General features: G+C 69.4%; 20 protein-coding genes and 1 pseudogene. 8 read left to right on the top strand and 13 right to left on the bottom strand.

Annotation, left to right across the window (positions count from 1 at the left end; all coding sequences use genetic code 11):
• From ACFYRU_RS06510 to ACFYRU_RS06495, 4 genes are all read right to left on the bottom strand, one after another.
• On the bottom strand, positions 1-663 hold the full coding sequence (locus ACFYRU_RS06510; RefSeq protein ID WP_387653726.1) for a hypothetical protein: 663 nt from the start codon (positions 661-663) through the stop codon (positions 1-3).
• A gap of 81 nt (positions 664-744) precedes the next feature.
• The gene (locus ACFYRU_RS06505; protein ID WP_387653723.1) at positions 745-1,992 is read right to left on the bottom strand and encodes a DUF445 domain-containing protein; all 1,248 of its coding nucleotides are present in this window, start codon (positions 1,990-1,992) and stop codon (positions 745-747) included.
• Between the two features lie 35 nt (positions 1,993-2,027).
• A complete protein-coding gene (locus ACFYRU_RS06500) occupies positions 2,028-3,230 on the bottom strand; it encodes an MFS transporter (RefSeq protein ID WP_387653720.1) in 1,203 nt (400 codons plus the stop codon).
• On the bottom strand, positions 3,208-4,206 hold the full coding sequence (locus ACFYRU_RS06495; protein WP_387653718.1) for a hypothetical protein: 999 nt from the start codon (positions 4,204-4,206) through the stop codon (positions 3,208-3,210). Before ACFYRU_RS06495 ends, ACFYRU_RS06500 begins: the two co-directional genes overlap by 23 nt.
• A gap of 163 nt (positions 4,207-4,369) precedes the next feature.
• Here ACFYRU_RS06495 and ACFYRU_RS06490 point away from each other — a divergent pair, with 163 nt between their 5' ends.
• The 4 genes and pseudogenes from ACFYRU_RS06490 to ACFYRU_RS06475 form a co-directional block, all read left to right on the top strand.
• Positions 4,370-4,942 carry a TetR/AcrR family transcriptional regulator gene (locus ACFYRU_RS06490; protein WP_387653715.1) on the top strand — a complete coding sequence of 191 codons (573 nt, stop codon included), beginning with the start codon at positions 4,370-4,372 and terminating at the stop codon, positions 4,940-4,942.
• Positions 4,926-6,563: a nitrilase-related carbon-nitrogen hydrolase gene (locus ACFYRU_RS06485; protein WP_387653712.1), complete on the top strand. Its 1,638-nt coding sequence runs from the start codon at positions 4,926-4,928 to the stop codon at positions 6,561-6,563. Before ACFYRU_RS06490 ends, ACFYRU_RS06485 begins: the two co-directional genes overlap by 17 nt.
• The gene (locus ACFYRU_RS06480) at positions 6,451-7,485 is read left to right on the top strand and encodes an alpha-hydroxy-acid oxidizing protein (protein WP_387653709.1); all 1,035 of its coding nucleotides are present in this window, start codon (positions 6,451-6,453) and stop codon (positions 7,483-7,485) included. The genes ACFYRU_RS06485 and ACFYRU_RS06480 overlap by 113 nt, the downstream gene beginning before the upstream one ends.
• Before the next feature lie 94 nt (positions 7,486-7,579).
• A pseudogene (locus tag ACFYRU_RS06475) lies at positions 7,580-8,121 on the top strand (HAD family hydrolase); the annotation flags it as partial.
• 297 nt (positions 8,122-8,418) lie between these two features.
• On the opposite strand, the gene ACFYRU_RS06470 reads toward ACFYRU_RS06475, so the two are convergent.
• Together ACFYRU_RS06470 and ACFYRU_RS06465 are read right to left on the bottom strand one after the other, a co-directional pair.
• Entirely contained in the window at positions 8,419-9,492 is a 1,074-nt protein-coding gene (locus tag ACFYRU_RS06470) for a 2-oxoacid:ferredoxin oxidoreductase subunit beta (protein WP_387653707.1), read from the bottom strand.
• Positions 9,489-11,456 (bottom strand): 2-oxoacid:acceptor oxidoreductase subunit alpha, encoded by a 1,968-nt coding sequence (locus tag ACFYRU_RS06465; protein ID WP_387653704.1) that lies wholly within the window; start codon positions 11,454-11,456, stop codon positions 9,489-9,491. Before ACFYRU_RS06465 ends, ACFYRU_RS06470 begins: the two co-directional genes overlap by 4 nt.
• A 260-nt stretch (positions 11,457-11,716) precedes the next feature.
• Here ACFYRU_RS06465 and ACFYRU_RS06460 point away from each other — a divergent pair, with 260 nt between their 5' ends.
• Entirely contained in the window at positions 11,717-12,472 is a 756-nt protein-coding gene (locus tag ACFYRU_RS06460; RefSeq protein WP_387653702.1) for a hypothetical protein, read from the top strand.
• 10 nt (positions 12,473-12,482) lie between these two features.
• Positions 12,483-12,839, top strand: a complete 357-nt coding sequence (locus ACFYRU_RS06455; protein ID WP_387653699.1) for an NADH-quinone oxidoreductase subunit A — start codon at positions 12,483-12,485, stop codon at positions 12,837-12,839.
• On the opposite strand, the gene ACFYRU_RS06450 is transcribed toward ACFYRU_RS06455, so the two are convergent.
• Positions 12,836-13,744, bottom strand: a complete 909-nt coding sequence (locus tag ACFYRU_RS06450; RefSeq protein WP_387653696.1) for an ornithine cyclodeaminase family protein — start codon at positions 13,742-13,744, stop codon at positions 12,836-12,838. The two genes, ACFYRU_RS06455 and ACFYRU_RS06450, sit on opposite strands and share 4 nt — an antisense overlap.
• Positions 13,745-13,790: 46 nt before the next feature.
• On the opposite strand from ACFYRU_RS06450, the gene ACFYRU_RS06445 reads away from it, so the two are divergent.
• Positions 13,791-15,134, top strand: a complete 1,344-nt coding sequence (locus ACFYRU_RS06445) for a serine hydrolase domain-containing protein (RefSeq protein WP_387653693.1) — start codon at positions 13,791-13,793, stop codon at positions 15,132-15,134.
• Between the two features lie 170 nt (positions 15,135-15,304).
• Entirely contained in the window at positions 15,305-15,520 is a 216-nt protein-coding gene (locus ACFYRU_RS06440) for a hypothetical protein (protein ID WP_387653690.1), read from the top strand.
• A gap of 3 nt (positions 15,521-15,523) precedes the next feature.
• Here ACFYRU_RS06440 and ACFYRU_RS06435 read toward each other — a convergent pair whose 3' ends face one another.
• The 6 genes from ACFYRU_RS06435 to ACFYRU_RS06410 form a co-directional block, all read right to left on the bottom strand.
• Positions 15,524-18,439 (bottom strand): AAA family ATPase, encoded by a 2,916-nt coding sequence (locus tag ACFYRU_RS06435; RefSeq protein ID WP_387653687.1) that lies wholly within the window; start codon positions 18,437-18,439, stop codon positions 15,524-15,526.
• A gap of 137 nt (positions 18,440-18,576) precedes the next feature.
• Positions 18,577-18,741 carry a hypothetical protein gene (locus tag ACFYRU_RS06430; RefSeq protein WP_387653684.1) on the bottom strand — a complete coding sequence of 55 codons (165 nt, stop codon included), beginning with the start codon at positions 18,739-18,741 and terminating at the stop codon, positions 18,577-18,579.
• A gap of 15 nt (positions 18,742-18,756) precedes the next feature.
• Positions 18,757-18,885: a hypothetical protein gene (locus ACFYRU_RS06425; RefSeq protein WP_387653681.1), complete on the bottom strand. Its 129-nt coding sequence runs from the start codon at positions 18,883-18,885 to the stop codon at positions 18,757-18,759.
• 231 nt (positions 18,886-19,116) lie between these two features.
• Positions 19,117-19,272 carry a hypothetical protein gene (locus tag ACFYRU_RS06420; RefSeq protein ID WP_387653678.1) on the bottom strand — a complete coding sequence of 52 codons (156 nt, stop codon included), beginning with the start codon at positions 19,270-19,272 and terminating at the stop codon, positions 19,117-19,119.
• 111 nt (positions 19,273-19,383) lie between these two features.
• Positions 19,384-20,085 carry a GntR family transcriptional regulator gene (locus tag ACFYRU_RS06415; protein ID WP_387653675.1) on the bottom strand — a complete coding sequence of 234 codons (702 nt, stop codon included), beginning with the start codon at positions 20,083-20,085 and terminating at the stop codon, positions 19,384-19,386.
• Positions 20,082-20,594 (bottom strand): cysteine hydrolase family protein, encoded by a 513-nt coding sequence (locus tag ACFYRU_RS06410; RefSeq protein WP_387653673.1) that lies wholly within the window; start codon positions 20,592-20,594, stop codon positions 20,082-20,084. The genes ACFYRU_RS06415 and ACFYRU_RS06410 overlap by 4 nt, the downstream gene beginning before the upstream one ends.
• Position 20,595 lies beyond the last annotated feature (1 nt).

Here is a 20,595-nt window from a genome sequence, read left to right as displayed (position 1 = left end):
TCAGCCCCTCGCAGCGGCGTCGAGCGCGGACCGGAGCCAGGTCGGGCCGTCGTACGACGGATCGCGGCCGGCGAACTGCTCCGTCAGCTCCGGGCCGAGCTCGTCGGCGGTCGTCCAGCCCTGGCCGATCAGCGAGCGGGCCAGCCGCCCGAGGTCGGACAGGTCGAAGCCCTGACCGTCGGCGAGGTCGGCCAGCGTCCGCGCCGGGCCCGTGACCGGGAGGCCCTCGATGACGATGCACTGGTCTTCGGCGACCGAGCGCGGATGTACGGTGACGCCGTCGGGCAGCGCGGTGCGGGCGCGGCCGGAGAACTCGATGCGGGGCGCGCTCACGGTGCCGGCGCCGTACAGCTCGGCGGCTGACTGGTGCGAGACGACCAGGGTGTTGAGGGTTCGTTCCCAGGCCGGCGCGGCCTCGGCGAGGAGCCAGGTGGCGTACAGCGTCGGGTGCGGGTGGCTCGCGCCGGCGCGGACCCGCAGTACGCCCTCGACGACCGGCTCGACGACCTCGGCGTCCCGCAGCTGGGTCAGCACCTGTTCGGATACCTCGCCGCGCAGCTGCGCGATCGCGACCAGACCGTGCTGGCCCTCGGCCAGCGTGCAGATCCGGACGAACGCGTCCAGCGGGTTCGAGCGCGAGAAGCCCTTCATCGTGAACCCCACAACCGGTCGTCGGACAGTACCGCCGCCATCATCGCTGGCCCGGGGTTCGCGAAGGTTAACAGCTGGTAGTCGAAACGGTCTCTAGATGAGCTGGCTGACGGTGTGGATCAGGAGGCCGACCAGGGCGCCGACGACGGTGCCGTTGATGCGGATGAACTGGAGGTCGCGGCCGACGTGCAGTTCGATCCGGGCAGCGGCCTCGCGGCCGTCCCAGCGTTCGATCGTGTCGGAGATGACCGAGACGATTTCTGTGCCGTAGGTGCGGACCACGTACCCGACCGCCTCGGCGGCGCGGGTGTCGACCTTCGTCCGGAGTTCGTCGTCGTGCTGGAGCCGGGCGCCGAGGTCGTGCAGGACCTTGATGCCGCGGACGCGGAGCGTACTGTCCGGCTCGTTGATCGCGTCGATCAGCGCGGTCCGCATCGCGTCCCAGACGGCAGTGAGGCTGTTGCCCATGTCCGGGTGGGTCAGCATCCGCGCCTTCCAGGCCTCGAAGCGTTCCATCGTCTCCGGGTCGTGCTGCAGGTCCTCGGCCAGCTGCGCGAGCAGCCGGTCGACGGCCCGGCGTGCCGGGTGCGTCTGGTTGTCCCGTACGTCGGCCAGCCAGGCCAGCGCCTCGCGGTGGATTCGGTCGATCACCAGCCGGTCCACCCACTGCGGCGACCAGCGCGGCGCGCGCGGGCCGACCACGTCAGCGAGGAGATCGCGGTTGTTCGACAGCCAGTCGTACGCCTCGACCATCAGCAGGTCGAACAGCGCGTGGTGCGCGCCGTCCTCGACCACCGACTGGACGAAGTGCCCGGCGATCGGGCTCAACGGCTCCTGGACGAACCGCGGCAGCAACGACCCGCGGACGAACGCGGCCACGTCGTCGTCGCCCAGCTTCGGCAGCGCCGCGCCGACCGTCCGGGCGCCCTCGGCCACGATCCGTTCGGCATGGTTGCCGTCGGCAAGCCACTCACCGACCCGGCGGCTGATCTCCGCGGTCCGCATCTTCTCCGCGACGACTTCTTCGGAGAGGAAGTTCTCGGTCACGAACTGCTCGAGGCTCTCCGCCAGGCTGTCCTTGCGGGTCGGCACGATCGCGGTGTGCGGGATCGGCAGCCCGAGCGGCCGCCGGAACAGCGCGGTGACCGCGAACCAGTCCGCCAGCGCACCCACCATCGCCGCCTCGGACGCCGCGTTCAGGTAGGCCCAGCCGCCGGTCCGGTGCAGCGTTGCCACGTAGATCGCCGCCGCCAGCACCAGCAGGGCCAGTGCCACCGAGCGCATCCGCCGCAGCCCACGCCGCCGGACCAGATCGGCGGCGCCCAACGTCAAGGTCGCCATACTCCGATCTAACCAACTCGGTGGTCAGGAAACCCTCAGGCAAGTACCTGAGTCGACCCTCGGCGTTCCAGCAGGCCGGAGATCACGGCCAGCACCAGGCCGGCCAGGGCGAGCGCGGCGCCGAGGCGGCTGGGCCATTCGTAGCCGTAGCCGGCGGCCAGTACGACGCCGCCGAGCCAGGCACCGAGCGCGTTCGCGATGTTCAGCGTGGAGTGGTTCAGCGAGGCGGCCAGCGACTGGCCCTCGTGGGCGACGTCCATCAGGCGGGTCTGCAGGGCCGGGACCAGGATGCTGGCGGAGCAGCCCATCGCGAACACCGCGACCAGCGCTCCGGGCTTGGTGTGCGCGAGCCAACCGAACGTTCCGAGGACGACGGCGACCGCGACCAGGCCGCCGTACACGCTGCCCATGAGCGAGCGGTCCGCGAGTCGGCCGCCGAGGACGGTGCCCACCGTCATACCCACGCCGTACACACCGAGCACAATCGTCACCGCGGACTCGGAGAAACCGGCCAGTTCCGTCATCGTCGGCGTGATGTACGAGTACGTCGCGAACATCCCGCCGAAGCCGACCATCCCGACGAGCAGTGCCATCCACACCTGCGGCCGGGCCAGCGCGCTCAGCTCGCTGCGGACGTTGACGTCGCTCCCGACAGGCTGAGGCGGGACCCACAACCAGACGGCGACCAGCGTCAGGAGGCCGAGTACGCCGACTGCGAGGAAGGGCACCTGCCAGCCGAGCTTCTGCCCGAGCAGGGTGGTGACCGGTACGCCGATGATGTTCGCGACCGGCAGCCCCACCATCGTCATCGACACCGCCCGCGCGCGCCGCCCGGCCGGCACCATCGACGCGCCGACCACGGCCCCGATCCCGAAGAACGCGCCGTGTGGCAGCCCGGACAGGAAGCGCGCGGCCATCAGGAACTCGTAGTTCGAGGCGACGGACGACAGCACGTTGCCGACCACGAAGACCGCGACCAGCCCCAGCAGCAACCGTTTCCGTCCAGTCCGGGCGCCGAGTGCCGCGATCACCGGGGCGCCGACGACGACGCCCAGCGCGTACGCCGAGACGACGTGGCCGGCGGTCGGGATCGAGATCCGTACGCCGTCCGCGATCTGCGGGAGCAGCCCCATCGTGACGAACTCGGTGGTCCCGATCGCGAAACCACCGGTCGCCAGCGCGAACAACGCCAGGTTCAGGTGCCGCGAGGTCGTGTCAGGACCGACTGAACTTGTCACACCTGATTGTCGCAGAGATCAGCACGGCCACCGCGAGCAGGGCGAAGACGGTGTTCCCGATCAGGTCGACGGTCATCGAGGCGCCGAAGACAGGGCTTTCCGGAAAGGCGTGCCACGCGTAGGTGAGCATCGCGCCGCCCGCGGCGGCCAGCGTGTGCATCCGGGTCCAGGTCGTCCGCCGCGACCAGGTGACGAAGAGGACGATCGCCAGTACGTCGATCACGATGGAGACCCCGGCGCAGAGCCAGCCGTTCTTGAGTTCGTCGTTCACGAGCATCCAGCCGCTGCTCAACACGAGTCCGGCGATTCCGACGATCCACGGCGACGGGACGTTTCCGGTGGTACGGCGGGGAGTGCGGCGGCCGACCCAGGCGGCGAGAGCTATCAGTACGACGACTGCGACGGCGGCGCCGATGTTCTGGCCAGGAGATGCGCGGAACGGGTCCTTGGCGTAGCCGAAGGCGGTGGTCGCGACGACGCCGAGGACGAAGAGTACGCCGTACACGCTGAAGCCGATCTTGCCGAGCCAGGGTTCGCGTGGGCGGCTCGACAGGGACTCCATCACCACGATCGGGACCGTGATGCTCCAGAGCGTGTGCAGGCCGAGGACCATGACCGTCCACGGTGCGCCCATGCCGAGGAACGAGATGTGGCCGGGGTCGAGCAGCCGCAGGTGGGCGTAGTTCGGGTTGAAGAGCGATTGGGTGGTGATGCCTTCCTCGATCACGCCGTACGCCAGGGCCAGGATCAGGATGCTCGGGTAACCCCAGCCGCGGCGGCGGGCGACCTCGCGAATCAGGACCGCGCCGCCGCCGTACAGCGGGGCCAGGGCGAACAGGGCGAAGAGGCCGCTGATCGGGATGTTCCCGAGCAGGAACTCCGCGACCAACGGGGACAGGAAGAACAGGCCGAGAGCCGGCAGTGCGCGCTTCATGCCGCTGCGTGGGGGAGCGGTCACCACGTTCGTGTTCGTCATGGTCATCACTGTGGTCCTGGCGGGCGGGTGGTGCGGATGCGATCCGTCCCGATCCTGGGCTGACGTCCGGTCCGGTCCGGTCGGTGACGGATGTCACGGTTCAGGGTTCAGTCAGGGTCGCATTCCCTATACGGCGTATAGGGAATGTGTCCTTAATGATTCGGTGACGACAAAAGAGAGGATCATTGCGGCGGCCACGTACCTGCTGACCGAGCACGGCGCGGCCGGGGTGTCGATGCGGAAGGTGGCGGCGGCGGTCGGGATCACGCCGATGGCGATCTACCAGTACTTTCCCGATCGGGAGACGCTGCTGAACGCGGTCGCGGACGCGGCGTTCGCGGAGCTGGTACGGCGCTGGGAGTCGGCGGAGCGGCCGGTCGCGGCGGACGAGCGGATGCGGGAGATGCTGCTCGACCACGTCGACTTCGCGCTCGCGCAACCGCGGTTGTACGACTACATGTTCACCGAACGGCGCGATCAGGCGCGACGCTTTCCCGCCGATTTCCGGGCCCGTAGGTCGCCGACGCTCAACCTGGTCGCCGACGCGATCACCGCCGGCGTCGAACAGAACCTGTTCCGGGACGAGGACATCTGGGAAACCAGCCTGATGTTCGCCGCCCTTCTTCACGGCCTGATCCAACTCCACCACGGCGACCGCATCAGCATGCCGGACAAGTCTTTCCGCGCCCTGTGCCTCCGCCTGGCCGAAAGGATGATCGATGAACTACGACGGTGAAGGGACCGCCGGAAGGGCGGGGTGGGTTGTCGGTGTCGGGGCCGCGCTTGCTACGGGGGTTTTGCTGTTCTTCGGGTCCGGATTGCATACGGTTCCCGTGTTGACCTGGCTCGCCCCGGTGCCTGTGTTCTTTGTTGCGCCGCGGCTTCGGGCGGGAGTGGCAGGGCTGGCGGCCTTTGTGGGGTGGCTTCTGGGGCTTTCCAATCTGGTGGGGTATTTGCTCGGGGATCTTGAGGTTCCGCCTGTGGTGCTGGGGTTTCTGGTGGGGTTGGCTTTGGTGTTTGCGGGGACTGTGTTGTTCTTCCGAGGGTTGGTGGTGCGGGGGCACCCGGTGATGGCGGTTGTGGCGGGGCCCGCGTTGTGGGCTGCGCTCGACTGCTTGATCGCAACGGTCTCGCCGCACGGCGCGTTCACGAGTCTGGCGTACACGCAGGCAGAAGTTGCCCCGATCAACCAGATCGTTTCGTTGGCCGGCCCCTGGGGTTTGAGCTTCCTGCTCCTACTTCCCGCCGCGGCGATCGCGGCTCGGCGCTTCGTGCTGGTGCTTGTGGTTGCCGTAGGCACCTGTGTGTACGGCGTCGTACGACTCCATGCGGGCGCCGACGACCAGCCGGTGAAGATCGCCGTACTGTCCGCCGAAGGTGCCGACGACGCCGGCTGGCCCAACGCGGGTGGCCCGGCGATTCTGAAGCGGTATGAGCCGCTGATCGTCAACGCAGCAAAGGAAGGCGCGCAGATCGTACTGCTGCCGGAGAAGACGATCGACGCGCAATCCGGGCAGCTGCCGCCTGAGTTCCAAGAGCTTGCCATCAGCAACAAGATCGAGCTCGTCGTCGGCGTGACGGCGCTCGGCGGCGGCGACCACAACCGCGCCTTGATCTTCCACCCGGACGGCAGCGCGCCGACGTCGTACGACAAGCACCACCTGATCCCCGGCCTGGAGCCGTACGAATCCGGCGACAAGCTGGCGACGTACAACAACTACGGGCTGATGATCTGCAAGGACATGGACTTCCCCGCGCTCGCCCGGCAATACGGTGAACTCCGCACCGGGCTGCTCCTCGTCCCCGCGCTCGACTTCGTCGACGACGGCTGGTTGCACAGCCGGATGGCGATCCTGCGCGGCATCGAGAACGGCATCCCGATCGCCCGCGACGGCAGCAAAGGCCGCCTCACCCTGACCGACTCGCAAGGCCGCATCGTCGCCGAGACAACCGCACCGGCCGACGCGCCGGCAAGCCTGATCGGCGAGCTGCACCCAGGCGTCGACCGAACCCTCCACACCGCCTGGGGCGACTGGTTCGCCTGGCTGTGCGGCCTGATCGCGCTCGTCGGGGTGGTGCTGTTGAGTCGGCGTGGTGGGCGTGGGAGCATCCGGCATGGCCAACTTCGGGGACTACCAGTTGCAGATCTACCTGCAGGGGATGCTGCAGGGGACGACGCCGGAGATCACCACCGACCTGGCCCGGCTGGAGTCGCAGGCGGCCGGGAAACTGCCGGTCGAGGCGATGGGGTACATCGTGCCGAGCGCGGGCGGCGGCGCGACGGCCCGGGCGAACCAGGCGGCGTTCGACCGCTGGCGCCTGGCGCCGCGGATGCTCCGGGGCAGCACCGACCGTGACCTGTCCTGCACGATCCTCGGTACGCCGATGCCCGCGCCGGTCCTCGTCGCGCCGATCGGCGTCCAGACCCTGGCCCACCCGGACGGCGAACTCGCGACCGCCCGGGCCGCCGACACCCTCGGCCTGACCTACACGCACTCGACCCAGGCCAGCCACGCGATCGAGCAGATCGAAGCCACGAACAAGTGGTTCCAGCTGTACTACCCGACCGATCGCGACGTCTGCCTCAGCTTCCTCCGGCGCGCCAAGGCCGCCGGGTACTCCGTACTCGTCGTCACGCTCGACACCGGGACGATCGGCTGGCGGCCGGCCGACCTGGACCGCGGGTTCCTGCCGTTCCTCAAGGGCGAGGGGCTGGCGAACTACTTCAGCGATCCTGCGTTCCAGGCGAAGCTGGCCAAGCCGATCGCGGAGGACCCGGGCGCGGCGGTGATGCTGTGGGCGCAGCTGTTCCCGAACGTCGGCCTGGCCTGGGACGACCTGTCGTTCCTGCGCGACAACTGGGACGGCCCGATCGTGCTGAAGGGCATCACGCACGTCGAGGACGCCAAGCTCGCGGCCGAGAACGGCGTCGACGGCATCGTGGTGTCGAACCACGGCGGCCGCCAGGTCGACGGCGCGGTCGCCGCGCTGGACGCGTTGCCGGCGATCGCGGACGCGGTCGGTGAACAGTTGACGGTGCTTTTCGATTCGGGCGTACGTACTGGGTCCGACGCCGCGAAGGCGCTCGCACTGGGCGCCAAGGCGGTGCTGCTCGGTCGCCCCCTCCTCTACGGCCTCGCGCTCGCAGGGCAGGCCGGCGTCGAACACGTCCTCCGCTGCTTCCTGGCCGAACTCGACCTCACGCTGGCGCTTTCCGGGTATGCGAATCACCGCGAGCTGAACCGTGACTCGGTGGTGGCTGTACCGAAGAACGGGTAGTGGTAGGTGTTTCGGCGGCGTCGGCAGGGTGGTTGCGGTGGCGCGGAGTGGTGATGGGCACACCTCTACCCGTTCTTCGGTACGCCAGGGGAGGATGGCGCGGATGAAGGCTGTCGTTTTCGATCTGGACAACACGTTGTTCGACCACACCGGGTCGGCCGAGCGGGCGCTGCGGGCGTGGGTCGCGGGGCTCGGGATCGCGCCGGCGGACGAGCTGGTCGCGGAGTGGTTCGCGATCGAGGACCGGGTGTACGACGCGTACCTGCGGCGAGAGCTCACGCATCAGGGGCAGCGGCGGGAGCGGCTGCGGGCGTTTCTGCCGCTTCTCGGGCGGGAGGTGCCGTCGGCGGATGCCGAGTTGGACGAGGTGTTCGAGGGGTATCTGGCGCAGTACCGGTCGCACTGGATCGCGTACCCGGATGCGCGGCCCGCGCTGGAGGTTGCCCGGGGCAACGGGTGGCGGGTCGGGGTGTTGACGAACGGGAATACCGTGCAGCAGAAGCAAAACTCGCCGCAATCGGGCTCGCGGAATACATCGACGTCGTGTGCGCATCCGAATCACTCGGCGTCAGCAAGCCCGATCCGTTGGCCTACCAATGTGTCTGTGAAGAGCTCGGCGTTGAGCCGGGTGAGGCGTTGATGGTGGGGGACAACCTGGAGCTCGACGTGCTGGCTGCGCGGCGGGCCGGGTTGGCGGCGCGGCACCTGGATCGCTCGACCGGGCACAGTCTGCTCGATCTGCTGTAGATGCGCCGGACCCGCGCGCTGCTGTAGATGTGCCGGACCCGCGCGCTGCTGTGGGTGTGCCAGGACCCGCGCGCTGCTGTAGGTGTGCCGGACCCGCGTGCTGCGGGTGGGTGTGCTGGATCTGCGCGCTGGTGTAGTGCAGCACGCCGGATCTGCGCGTGGTGCGCAGGTCCGGCGTGGGGGGTGCTAGTTGATGGTCCAGGTGTCGGCGCCGGTGACGAGTGACTGGAGGTCGCCGGGGCCCTGGGATTCCTGGGCGGTTTTGATTTGCTGGCGGACCAGGTCGTCGTACGCGGGGCGGTCGACGTTGCGGAAGACGCCGATCGGGGCGCGGTGCAGGACGCCGCCGTCGGTGAGGCGGGACAGGGCGAACGCGTACGCCGGGTCGTCGACGTGGGCGTCGTGGACGACCAGGTCGGCCTCGCCGCCGGGCAGGTCCGCGACCTCCCGGACCGCGAGCGACGCGAACCCGTCGCGGACCACGCCGAGGTGCCCGTCGGTGCCGAACCGGATCGGTTCGCCGTGCACCAGCGGGATGATCGCGTCGTCCCGGGTCTCCGGGTCCTTGAACGCCTCGAACGCGTTGTCGTTGAAGATCGGGCAGTTCTGGTAGATCTCCACGAACGCCGTGCCCCGGTGCTCGGCCGCGGCCCGCAGTACCGACGTCAGGTGCTTGCGGTCCGAGTCGACCGTCCGGGCCACGAACGTCGCCTCGGCGCCGAGCGCCAGCGAGACCGGGTTGAACGGGTTGTCCACCGACCCCATCGGCGTCGACTTCGTCACTTTGCCCGGCTCCGAGGTCGGCGAGTACTGCCCCTTGGTCAGCCCGTAGATCCGGTTGTTGAACAGCAGGATCTTGAGGTTCACGTTCCGCCGCAGCGTGTGGATCAGGTGGTTGCCGCCGATCGACAGCGCGTCGCCGTCACCGGTCACCACCCACACGCTCAGGTCCGGGCGGGCGGTGGCCAGCCCGGTCGCGATCGCCGGCGCGCGGCCGTGGATCGAGTGCATGCCGTACGTGGACAGGTAGTACGGGAAGCGGGACGAGCAGCCGATACCGGAGACGATCGCGACGTTCTCGCGCTTGATCCCGAGCTCGGGCAGGAACCCCTGGAAGGCCGCGAGGACGGCGTAGTCACCGCAGCCGGGGCACCAGCGGACCTCCTGGTCCGACACGTACTCCTTGCGATTCTGCGGCTCGGTCGCGAGTGGAACACCCGCCAGTCCATGACCCGGCATGCCGAGTTCAACGGCGCTCATCGTGCACCCTCCTTCAGGTGGCCGTTCTGGTCGGCGAGCGCCTCGCCGTGCTTCACGGCGGCGGCGGCCGCCCCCAGGTGGCGGGCGTCGTCGTCGATGCCCTCGGTCTCCTCGACCAGGTTGCCGATCACCTCGGCCAGCTCGGCCGCACCGAGCGGCATCCCGCGGACCTGCGCGTACGAGACCACGTCGACCAGGTACTTCGACCGCAGCAGCATCGCCAGCTGGCCGAGGTTCATCTCCGGCACCAGGACCTTCTCGTACGACCTCAGCACGTCACCGAGGTTCGACGGGAACGGGTTCAGGTGCCGCAGGTGCGCGTGCGCGATCTTGCCGCCGACCGTGCGGACCCGGCGGCACGCTGCGCCGATCGGGCCGTACGTCGAACCCCACCCGAGCACCAGGACCTTCGCCGTACCGTCCGGGTCGTCCACCGTGATCGGCGGGATGCTGCGGGCGACCGCGTCCACCTTCGCCTGCCGGGTCCGGATCATCAGGTCGTGGTTGGCCGGGTCGTAGGAGATGTTGCCGGTCTTGTCCTCCTTCTCGAGGCCACCGATCCGGTGGTCGAGACCGGCCGTACCGGGCACGGCCCAGGCGCGGGCCAGCGTCTCCGGGTCGCGCTCGTACGGGAGGTACTTGCCGTCGGGCGCGTTCGGCGCGGTGGTGAAGTTCGGGTCGATCGTCGGCAGGTCCTCGATCACCGGGATCTGCCACGGCTCGGAACCGTTCGCCAGGTAGCCGTCGGACAGCACGATCACCGGCGTCCGGTAGGTGATCGCGATCCGGGCCGCCTCGACCGCGATCGCGAAGCAGTCCGCGGGGGACTGGGCCGCGAGCACCGGCAGCGGGGCCTCGCCGTTGCGGCCGAACATCACCTGCAGCAGGTCGGCCTGCTCGGTCTTGGTCGGCATCCCGGTCGACGGACCGGCGCGCTGGATGTCGCAGACGACCAGCGGCAGCTCGAGCATCACGCCGAGGCCGATCGTCTCCGACTTCAGGCTGATCCCCGGGCCGGACGACGTGGTCACGCCGAGCGCGCCGCCGAACGACGCACCGAGGGCCGCGCCGACGCCGGCGATCTCGTCCTCGGCCTGGATCGTGGTGACGTTGAACCGCTTGAGCTTGGACAGCTCGTGCAGGACGTCGGACGCCGGGGTGATCGGGTACGCGCCGAGGACCAGCGGCAGGCCGGCCCGCTGCGCGCCCGCCACCAGGCCGTACGCCAGCGCCAGGTTGCCGGAGATGTTGCGGTACGTCCCGCTGGCCATCTGCGCCGGCTTCACCTCGTACCGGACCGAGAACTCCTCGGCGGTCTCGCCGAAGTTGTAGCCCGCGCGGAAGGCGGCGATGTTCGCGTCCCGGATGTCCGGCTTCGCGGCGAACTTGGTCTCCAGGAACTTGATCGTGGAGTCGGTCGGCCGCTGGAACAGCCAGGACACCAGGCCGAGCGCGTACATGTTCTTCGCCCGGGACGCGTCCTTGCGGGACAGGCCGAACTCCTTGACCGACTCCACCGTCATGCCGGTGAGGTTCAGCGGTACGACGTGGTAGCCGTCCAGCTCGCCGGTCTCCAGCGGGTTCTCGTCGTACCCGATCCGCTTCAGATTGCGCGCGGTGAAGTCGGCGGTGTCGACGATCAGGGTCCGGCCGCGGGGCACGTCCTTGAGATTCGCCTTCAGTGCGGCCGGGTTCATCGCGATCAGCACGTCGGGCGCGTCGCCCGGCGTGAGGATGTCGTGGTCGGCGAAGTGGAGCTGGAAGGAGCTGACTCCCGGCAGCGTCCCGGCTGGTGCCCGGATCTCTGCTGGGAAGTTGGGCAACGTCGACAGATCATTGCCGAACGACGCCGTTTCCGCTGTGAACCTGTCCCCCGTGAGCTGCATCCCGTCGCCGGAGTCGCCGGCGAAGCGGATCACCACGCGGTCGAGCTGCTTGACCTCGATGGTCACTGTTCTGTTCATCTCCAAGTCGAAGCTTGGGTCGGTCTGCCGCTTCGTGGACGACAGGTCGATCCCCCCGTCAGGGCGATAACCCCAATATTAGTTCGCCCTTAGAACGGAACCATGCGGAAGCCCCGGTGGTCCACTGCCTGGGACGCGGTGTTACAAGCCGGCCGGGTCAGGTAATGGAGGTTCATCACCGTCCGCGAACGCTCGCTTGCGATCCGCAGCCGGAAACGGCAGGGTGGCCGCAACTGACTGCGACTTCAGGGAGTTGTGCGATGCGCCGACTGCTGGCCGGACTGCTGCTGGTGCTGTGCCTCGGCGGCGTCGTCCCGACTGCGTCCGCGGTCCCGTCGCCGGTGCGGACCGTGACGATCTCCAGCATTCGTACGACCGACGCGACGAAGGGTGTGATCACCGTCGTCGGCACGGTGACGCCGGCACCCGCGAACGGTACGCGGATCCCGCTGCACCAGTGGATCCCGTCGCTGAAGCGCTGGCAGGAGGTCGCGCACGGGTACTCGAACGGCACCGGCGTGACGATCACCACGGTCCAGCCCGGGTCGATCCGGACGTACCGGATCGCGATCGGGGCGCAGGCGCCGTACGCGGCTGGGCTGTCGCCGATGATCAGCTTCAAGCACTACGTGTGGCGGGGCATGTTCAAGAAGGGCCTGCTGTCCGTGGGCGGGGCGGGGCAGCCGCAGTTCAACGTCGTACCGCCGAACGAAGGGCCGCGGCGGTCCGAGGCGGACCTGCTCGCGAACCAGGGCGGGTACGTGTGGGGCGAGGTCGACTCGACCGGTTGCCGGTACTCGCGGAACTGGCTCGGCAACCTGACCGACGGGCTGGTCCGGGTGTCGCTGCACAACGGGACCACTGCGATCTCGTCGGTGCGGATGCAGCAGGAGACCGAGGGTTGGCTGAACTCCGACATCTCCGGCGTCACCCGGTTGCGGTTGCAGCTCGCGGACATCCGCTCGGGCTACGGCCCGTACGTCTCGATCGACTCGCTGCTGCTCTGTACGAACTAGACTGCTGCCTGTGTCGGACAGCTATGGCGTCGTCGCCGCGGTGGTCGCGCTCGGCCTGGTCGGGCTGATCGGCGCGTTCGCGCTGAACAAGGCGCTGACCGTCACGTATCCGACCGAGGGCAAACTCAAGACGTACGAGTCCGGCGTCGACCCGGTCGGCGAAGGCTGGGCCCAGGTCCACATCCGGTACTACCTGTTCGCGTACCTCTACGTGATCTTCGCCGTCGACGCGATCTACCTCTTCCCCTGGGCCACCATCTTCAACACCCTCGGCTACGCCACCCTGATCGAAATGTTCGTCTTCCTCGCCTTCGTCGCGGTCGGCTTGTTGTACGCCTACCGCAAGGGCGTACTGCGCTGGACCTAGGAGCGAGTCTTTGCTCCGGCTAGGGCGGCGGCGATGGCCCAGTCCTGGCAGCCGATGCCTACTGATTTGAAGATCGTGCGGCCGACGGGGTGTGGTGGGTTCGAGAGCGCTGGGCCGAGCTCGATCAGGTCCTGGGTGCCAAGAAGCCCGGCGTCGACGGCGTCGATGATTTCGCCGGATTCTTCCAGGGCGGCTTCGCGTTGGTCGACCACGGTTGTGCTGTTGGTGAAGAGGGTTCGGGGGAGTTCTCGCATGGTGGGGCGGAAGGCGCCGATGGCGTTGATGTGGACTTCGGGTGGGAGGGCGTCGGCTTCGAAGAGTGGGGTGCTGGACGAGGTGGCGCAGCAGATGATGTTCGGATTGGCGATCGACGCTTCGATGTCCGTGGTGGGGGTGAAGCGGACGTCGGGGAACTCCGCGGCGAGGGTTTGAGCCAGCGCGGTGGCGCGGTCCGCGGAGCGGCCGGTGAGGGTGACGTCCGTGATCGGGCGGACGGCGAGGACCGCGCGGACCTGGTCGGGTGCTTGCGCGCCGGTGCCGATCACGGTCAGACGCGTCGCGTCGGCGGGGGCGAGCAGGTCGGTCGCGACGCCGACGACCGCGCCGGTCCGCAGGGTCGTGATCGAGCTGCCGTCGGCGACGAGTTGCTCCCCGCCGCCGGTCCAGATCACGGTCGCGCGGATCGCCGGTACCTGGTCGAGCGCGATCCCGATCTTCTTCACCACCGCGGTCCCGGTCGGCGAGTGGTACGCCGACATCACCAGCACCGCGCCGTCACCGAAGATCTGCCGCGGCGGCAACACGAAATGCCCGGCAGCGAGTTCGCGGAACGCGTCCCGGACCGCGTCGATCGCCGTACGCATCGGAACGGCCTTGCGGACCTCATCGGCGGAGAGCACGAGCACCTGCCCGAGCATATGCTGATGCCCCGCCTTCCGAAGGAGCACGGACGTGCAGAGCTGGCTCGACGAGAACCTCGCGGAACTGATCACCAAGCACGGCGTACCGGCGGCCTCGGTCGCGGTGCTGGCCGACGGCGAGGTGAGTACGGCGGCCGCGGGCATCCTGAACCTGAACACCGGCGTCGAGGCCACCACCGACTCGGTCTTCCAGATCGGCTCGATCACCAAGCTCTGGACGACCACGCTGATCATGCAGTTGGTCGCCGAAGGCCTGATCGACCTCGACCGCCCGGTCCGCGAGTACCTGCCCGAGTTCAAGCTCGCCGACGAGACCGCGGCCGCCGCGATCACCCCACGCCAGCTGCTCACGCACACCAGCGGGTTCTCGGGCGACGCGTTCACGCCGACGTCGCGCGGTGACGACGCCGTCGAGCTGTTCGTCCGCGACGTACTGCCCGGGCTGCCGCAGGAGGTCCCGCCCGGCGCCGGCTTCTCGTACAACAACTCCGGCTTCGTCGTACTCGGCCGGATCGCCGAGGTACTGCGCGGCAAGCCGTTCCACCAGCTGATCCGCGAGCACATCGCCGGACCGCTCGGGATCGAGCACGTCGCGACGATCGCCGACGAGGCGCTGCTGTACCGAGCCGCCCTCGGGCACGTCGCCCCGGAGCCGGGCGCGCCGGTGCAGGCCGCGCCCGTCTGGAGCCTCGTGCACGCGATGGCGCCGGCCGGGTCGTTGCTCGCGACGAGCGCGGGCGACCTGCTCGCGTTCGGCCGTGCGTACCTGGACGCGACGCTGCTCGACCGGGCGACGGTGGACCAGCTGTGGGCGCCGCAGGTCGACGTACCGGCGATCGGCGGGTTCGCGGAGCAGTGGGGGCTCGGCTGGATGATCTTCGACGGCGGCCGGCTCCTGGGCCACGACGGCGGAACGGTCGGACAGTCCGCGTTCTTCCGGCTGGTGCCGGACAAGGGGGTCGCGGTCGTACTGCTCACCAACGGCGGCAGCACAGGAGCCCTGTACGACGAACTCGTCGGCCACGTACTGCGCGAGACGGCGGGGATCGAGCTGCCGACCCGCCCGGTGCCGCCCGCGGAACCGGCGGAGATCGCGGCGGAGCTGGTCACCGGCCGCTACACCGGAGTCCTCATGCAGTCCACGATCACCGTCGAGGACGGGGAGTTCTGGGCGCTCGACGAGGCGGTCAGCGACGAGGCGCGGCTGCTGATGCCCGAGCCGCGGCGGACCCGGTTCGTACCGCTGGACGAGTCCCGGCTGATCGCCGCGGAGCCGGAACGGGAGCTGCACGAGGTGCTGGCGTTCCGGGAACCGGTGGACGGTCGCGCTGCGTATCTGTTCCGCGGCGGACGGCTCACTCCCCGGAGTAACTGAAAGTCTCTGCAATTTCTGTTGCCCTGGTCACCGTTTGTGCTTGCGTGTGGCAACAAACGAGAGTTTCAAGCGCAGTTCTTAACGGAATGCGTACAGCTGGTCGCCAAGCGCTGGGTTGAGGGCTATGGTGATTACTCGGGGGAACGGGGCGAGTACGTGGTGGTGAGGCTATGTCGTGGCAACTGTGGGTGTTGATCACTCTCGCTGCGGCCGGGCTGGTGTTCTTGGCCGCGGCGCGGATGCGGCACGCCCGCAAGGTCTTCGACGACATCACCGAACTGCACCGCCCCGCAGCACGCCGCGAGGCGGTCGAACCGGAGCCTGACGAACTGGCCCGCGCCCGAGCCCGGCACCTCGAAGCCGAGCCCAAGCGCCGGCACGGCTAGGCCCTAATCCTCCGCGAGCAACCCGTCCCGTCGCGCGACCGCGGCGGCTTCGGTCCTCGAGCGCACGCCGAGCTTGGCGAGGATGTTCGACACGTGCACGCTGACGGTCTTCTCGCTGATGTACAGCTCGCGTGCGAGTTGCCGGTTCGTACGGCCCTCGGCGAGCAACCGCAGTACCTCGGTCTCCCGTGACGTCAGCGCACTCCCACCGTGCGCGCCACCGCCGGCCTCCTCCAGCAGCGGCCGTGCGCCCAACTCCCGCCCGACCTCGGCCGCCAGCGCGGACTGCTCGTTCGCCTCCGCGACCCGGCCGGCCGCACGCAGCGCATCCGACAGCCGGACCCGCGACCACGCCTGCTCGAAGACGTACCCGTACCCGAAGGCGTCCGTGGTCCGCTGCCACGCGGCGACATGCTCCTCGGGCGTCGGCGCGTCGATCCCGGTCAGCCAGCGCAACCGGTCCCACTCCGACTCCAGCCGCGCCAGCCAGGCCAGCCCCTCGACCCCCATCAACCGCCCCGGCGGCAGCCCCTTCTCGGCGGTCGCCTGACCGGCCGACACCAGTTCGGCTCCGCGCGCGACCAGCTCTGCCGCGGTCGACGGCTCGCCGACCGCGCGGTGACACAACAACTGCAGGCCGAGCGCGGAGAACCGGATCCGGGCGAGATGCCACTCGGTCTGGAACAGGTCGGCGCAGAGCGCGGAGACGTCGGCGATCAGCTTCTCCGCCTCGGCCGGCTTGTCCAGCGTGCGGTACGCGTCCACGGCCGGCTGCAGCCCGATGATCGGCAGCAAGATGTCCAGGTCCCACCACTTGCGGGACATCTCGAACTCCTCCGCGACCGCGGTGTCACCACGCCCGCTGCGGACCGAGAACTCCACCGCCCGCAGCGCCGCTCCGGCAGCCGCCGGAGTCATCGAGTCCGTCCGTGCGGTCGCCGACGCCTCGTCCCACTCACCGAGCGTGAACTGCGTCAGCGCCAGCAGCCGCCGGGCGTCGAACCCGTACGCCGCCCACTGCCGGCCGAGCTCCCCGGCCCGCTTGGTCGCGAACGACAGCGCGGCCTTCGCGTTCAGCAGGTCACCCTGCTCGTAGCGCGTGGAGCCCAGCAGGAACCGGCTGCGCACCTCGGCCGCCGGATCTCCGGTGAGCTGAGCCCGGACGGCGGCCTCCTCGAGCTGCTTCACCGCCGTCTCCGGATCGCCGGCCCGGCGGCGGAGCTGCGCGAGCGTGATCCCCGCGTCGCTGGCCGCGCTCTCCTGGCCGGCCTCGCGGGCGATCTCGAGGGCCTTGTGTGCCCAGCGCTCCGCCTCCATCGGGCGGCCGAGCGCGTCCGAGACCCGTGCGTACAGCGACGCGACCTGGGCCTTGAACACGCTGGCCGGCTCGTCGTTGACGAGTTTCACCGCTTGCGACACGGCCTCGTTGGACTCCTGGTCCTGGTCGATCACCAGCGCGATGTCGGCCAGCGGGAGCAGTAGCTGTGCCCGCTCGAGCTTCGGGGCGTCCGCCGGGAGGTCGGCCAGCGCCTTGCGGAGGATCTTCACCGCCCGCAGGTGCTGCGACGACAGGGTCGCGGCGGTCGCGGTCTGGACGATCAGCCAGGTCTTGTCGATCGCGCTGTCGGGCGCCCGGTTCGGGAACAGCTCCAGAGCCAGCTCGTAGTGCTTCAGCGCGTCCTGCGGCGCGGCGACCGAGATCGCCTCGTCGCCCGCGCGGACCCGCGCCTCGAACGAGACCGGCAGGTTGTGCGACCGCTTGGCGTGCCGCGCAAGCTCGGCCGCCGTACCCGCCACGGTCTGGTCCTGCAGGGCCTTCACGTACGCCGCGTGCAGGCGGACGCGCTCACCAGGCAGGAGGTCGTCGTACACGGCCTCGGCCAGCAGGGCGTGGCGGAAGTAGTACCGATCGGTGGTCGGGATGTCGATGATGTGGGCGTCGATGAGCTCGCGCAGGGCCTCGTCGAGCTCGCGGTCCGGGAGGTCGGCGACCGCGGTCAGCAGCGTGTGCGGCACCCGATGACCGGCGACCGCGATCACGCGGGCGACCTGGCGGGCGTCGTCGGACAGCGGGTCGAGGCGGACCAGGAGGAGATCGGCGAGATCGGGCGGTACGCCGTCGTTGTCGCCCATCGACGCCGCGGCCGCGAGCTCCTCGGTGAAGAACGCGTTGCCGCCGGCCCGTTCCAGGATCCGCTGCTCCTCGACCGGGGGCAGCGGGGCGGGCAGCAGCGAATGCAGCAGGGTGCGGGCCTCGTCGGCGTCGAGGGGCAGCAGGTTGACCCGACGGACCCGGGGGTTGCGGGACCACTCGGCGATCGGCCGCCGCAGCGGGTGCCGGCGGTGCAGGTCGTCGCTGCGGTACGACACCACGAGCGCGAGCCGCTGCGAGGTCAGCCGGGTGATCAGGAAACCGATCAGGTCCCGGGTCGAGTCGTCGGCCCAGTGCGCGTCCTCGATGATCACCAGCTGCGGCTCGCTGGTCGCGAGCGCGGTGAATGCGCCGAGCACAGCGTCGAACAGCGCGGCCCGGTCGAGCTGCCCCTCCTGCGGGGCGGGCTGCGCGCCGAGCAGCCGGTGCGCCGGCAGCAGCCGGGCGATCGCGGGGAAGTTCGTCAGCACGCCCTCGACCAGGTCGGGGCGGTCGCCGGCCAGCCGGCCGAAGATCTCCGAGAACGGCTGGTACGGCAGGCCGGCGTCGCCGAAGTCGGTGCAGTGGCCGACCAGTACGCCGAATCCGCGCTCGTGCGCACCGGTCGCCACCTCGTCGAGCATCCGGGTCTTGCCGACGCCGGCGTCGCCGGACAGCACCACGGCGCCGGCGCGCCGGGTCCGGGCGTCGTCCACGGCGCTGAGCAGGGCGGCCATCTCGGACGAGCGGCCGACGAGAGGTGTCGAGTTCCAGGGCACGTCGTCCATCTTCGCCCCTGGCGCCGACACAATTCGACGGCATCCCGTTCCGTGGGTTCTGCTCGTCACAGAATTGCCTACAGAATCGGCTACAGAAAAGCCGTCCCTGATCGGTGCTTCTCGATCAGGGACGGCGGTCCTGGCGGTCATGCGGCCGGACGGGGTCGAAGGGCGGGGCGCGCGTCGGGGCGCTCGGTCTCTTTGGCGGTCCGCTTCCGGCGGTTCGCGGCCCGGTAGTCGCGCTTGGCGCGCTCCAGCCGGTACGCGGTCTCCGCTCGTACGGAGTCCGGGGTCAGTGGCATGTTGATCATGGTCGGTTCCTCCTCTCAGGCTTTCCGGCCGAACAGGTGGCTGATGGTCCGGCGGCCCCGGTTCTCCCGGTGCTGACGGAAGTCACGGCTGAGGCGCTCCCTGCGGTAGTCGACCTCTGCCTTGACCGATGCGTTGGTGAACATGTGTTCCTCCGTTGTTCTGCGCCGGCTCCCTGCCGACATCCACTAATCTGCGCGTCTGAGGTGGACCGCCACATCGGAACTCCTCCCTATCCCCGGCGGTACCGACCACCTAGGTGCTCTTAGGGGGTCCTAGGCACCGCTTTCGTGCCCTGAACGACGGAGGCGCGGCCGGCTCCGAAGGGGGAGCCGGCCGCGCCGGGGGAGGGGGACTTTGTGGGGGTGAACGCGCCGTCACATCGCGGGCCGGGCCCGCAGTTCAGGCGCACAGGGCTGCGGCGGCTGCGGAACCCGCTTGCGGAACCACGACGGCCGCTGGAAGTCGCGACGAATCCGATCCTGGCGGTACTTCATCTCCGCCTGTACCGCGGCGGTCGAGTAAACGAACATGATCTCCTCCGACTGCTTCTCGCTACTGAGAACACAGTCCGCCCCTGAGGAGACGCCCCACATCGGCACAACTCCCTATGCCCGGGGCAACTACCCCCTTAGGGACCCGATTCAGCTGTTGTAGGAGAGGTTCAGTTCGTAGTGGGTGGGGTCGAGGAGTTCGTCGGCGTGTTCGGCGAAGTCGTTGGCGGCGGTCCAGCTGGTCCGGGTGGTGTGTAGGAACCAGGTGCCAGGCGGGCGGTTCAGGTGGCCCGCTTCGACCGGGGTGAGCGGGCGGCCGCGGAGGCGTTGTTCACAGTGGTCCAGGTAGAAGCCCGCCCGGTTCAGCGTGACGCTGATGGAGCCGTTGTCGAGGCCTCGTTCCGGCAGGTCGCGCAGGCTGTCGACGGCGGGGATCCGGCTGCGTTCGAGCGAGATCGACGTACCGTCCGTGAGCTGCCGGACGCGTTCGATCACCACGAACGACGCCGATCCGAGGCCGAGCCGCGCGGCCAGGTCCGGGTTGTCGTCGAGTTCGATCCGGACCGTCCGCATCCGGGTCTCCACACCCTGCTCGGACAGCGCGTGCGTCCACCCGAGCCGCCCGTCCAACGGCCGCCCGTCGAACAGTACGTACGAGCCCTTGCCGGTCCGGGTGGCGATCAGCTCGTCCTCGGCGAGTACGGCGAGGGCCGCGCGAACCGTGTTCCGGCTGACCGAGAACCGTTTCGCCAACTCCACCTCACCCGGCAGCTGCGACCCCCGCCGGACGACGCCGGACTTGATCTCCCGCGCCAGGACCCGCGCCACCCGCTCGTGCTTGAGCCGGATCATCGCAACTGCTCCACGCTCACGATCTCCAGCATCGGCGCGTACAGCCGCATCACGTCGATCGCCTTCGCGTGGTTCTCCGCGGTGGACCCGGCACATGCCTCCTCGACCACCTGGACCTGGATGCCGGCGTCGACGGCCGCGAGCGCCGTACTGATCACGCAACAGTCCGTGGCCACCCCGGCCAGCACCAGCCGCCCGTCGACCCGTGCCGCCAACTCGGGGCCCCAGGCACCGAACGTCGTCTTGTCCAGAGTTGGAGCGCCCTTGAACTCGTCCACCAACTGGTAGTCCTCGGCGTCGGCCGGCTGCAACGCGAACGGGAACGCCTCGTAGTACCCGGCCCAGGCTCCGCGCGGCTGCTCCGGCGCCACGAACCGGGTGAACACGACGTCCGGCGAGCACAGCTTGATCAACTCGCGGACCGGCCCGACCACCCGCTGGAAGTCAGGTGCCGCCCATCCTGACGACGGGTCCGCGAAGATCCGCTGCAGATCGATCAGCGCCAGCACC

The organism is Kribbella sp. NPDC004536, from assembly GCF_042873835.1.
Lineage (GTDB): Bacteria > Actinomycetota > Actinomycetes > Propionibacteriales > Kribbellaceae > Kribbella.
This window is presented reverse-complemented; position numbering and strand designations above follow the sequence as displayed.

Bases quoted from the DNA above. Each gene is read 5' to 3' on its own strand.
- ACFYRU_RS06435 (WP_387653687.1), bottom strand. From the start codon at position 18,439: ATGGACGACGTGCCCTGGAACTCGACACCTCTCGTCGGCCGCTCGTCC.
- ACFYRU_RS06425 (WP_387653681.1), bottom strand. From the start codon at position 18,885: ATGTTCACCAACGCATCGGTCAAGGCAGAGGTCGACTACCGCAGGGAG.
- ACFYRU_RS06465 (WP_387653704.1), bottom strand. From the start codon at position 11,456: ATGAACAGAACAGTGACCATCGAGGTCAAGCAGCTCGACCGCGTGGTG.
- ACFYRU_RS06485 (WP_387653712.1), top strand. From the start codon at position 4,926: ATGAACTACGACGGTGAAGGGACCGCCGGAAGGGCGGGGTGGGTTGTC.
- ACFYRU_RS06415 (WP_387653675.1), bottom strand. From the start codon at position 20,085: ATGATCCGGCTCAAGCACGAGCGGGTGGCGCGGGTCCTGGCGCGGGAG.
- ACFYRU_RS06480 (WP_387653709.1), top strand. From the start codon at position 6,451: ATGGGGTACATCGTGCCGAGCGCGGGCGGCGGCGCGACGGCCCGGGCG.
- ACFYRU_RS06460 (WP_387653702.1), top strand. From the start codon at position 11,717: ATGCGCCGACTGCTGGCCGGACTGCTGCTGGTGCTGTGCCTCGGCGGC.
- ACFYRU_RS06495 (WP_387653718.1), bottom strand. From the start codon at position 4,206: ATGACGAACACGAACGTGGTGACCGCTCCCCCACGCAGCGGCATGAAG.
- ACFYRU_RS06420 (WP_387653678.1), bottom strand. From the start codon at position 19,272: ATGTTCGTTTACTCGACCGCCGCGGTACAGGCGGAGATGAAGTACCGC.
- ACFYRU_RS06430 (WP_387653684.1), bottom strand. From the start codon at position 18,741: ATGATCAACATGCCACTGACCCCGGACTCCGTACGAGCGGAGACCGCG.
- ACFYRU_RS06470 (WP_387653707.1), bottom strand. From the start codon at position 9,492: ATGAGCGCCGTTGAACTCGGCATGCCGGGTCATGGACTGGCGGGTGTT.
- ACFYRU_RS06505 (WP_387653723.1), bottom strand. From the start codon at position 1,992: ATGGCGACCTTGACGTTGGGCGCCGCCGATCTGGTCCGGCGGCGTGGG.
- ACFYRU_RS06440 (WP_387653690.1), top strand. From the start codon at position 15,305: ATGTCGTGGCAACTGTGGGTGTTGATCACTCTCGCTGCGGCCGGGCTG.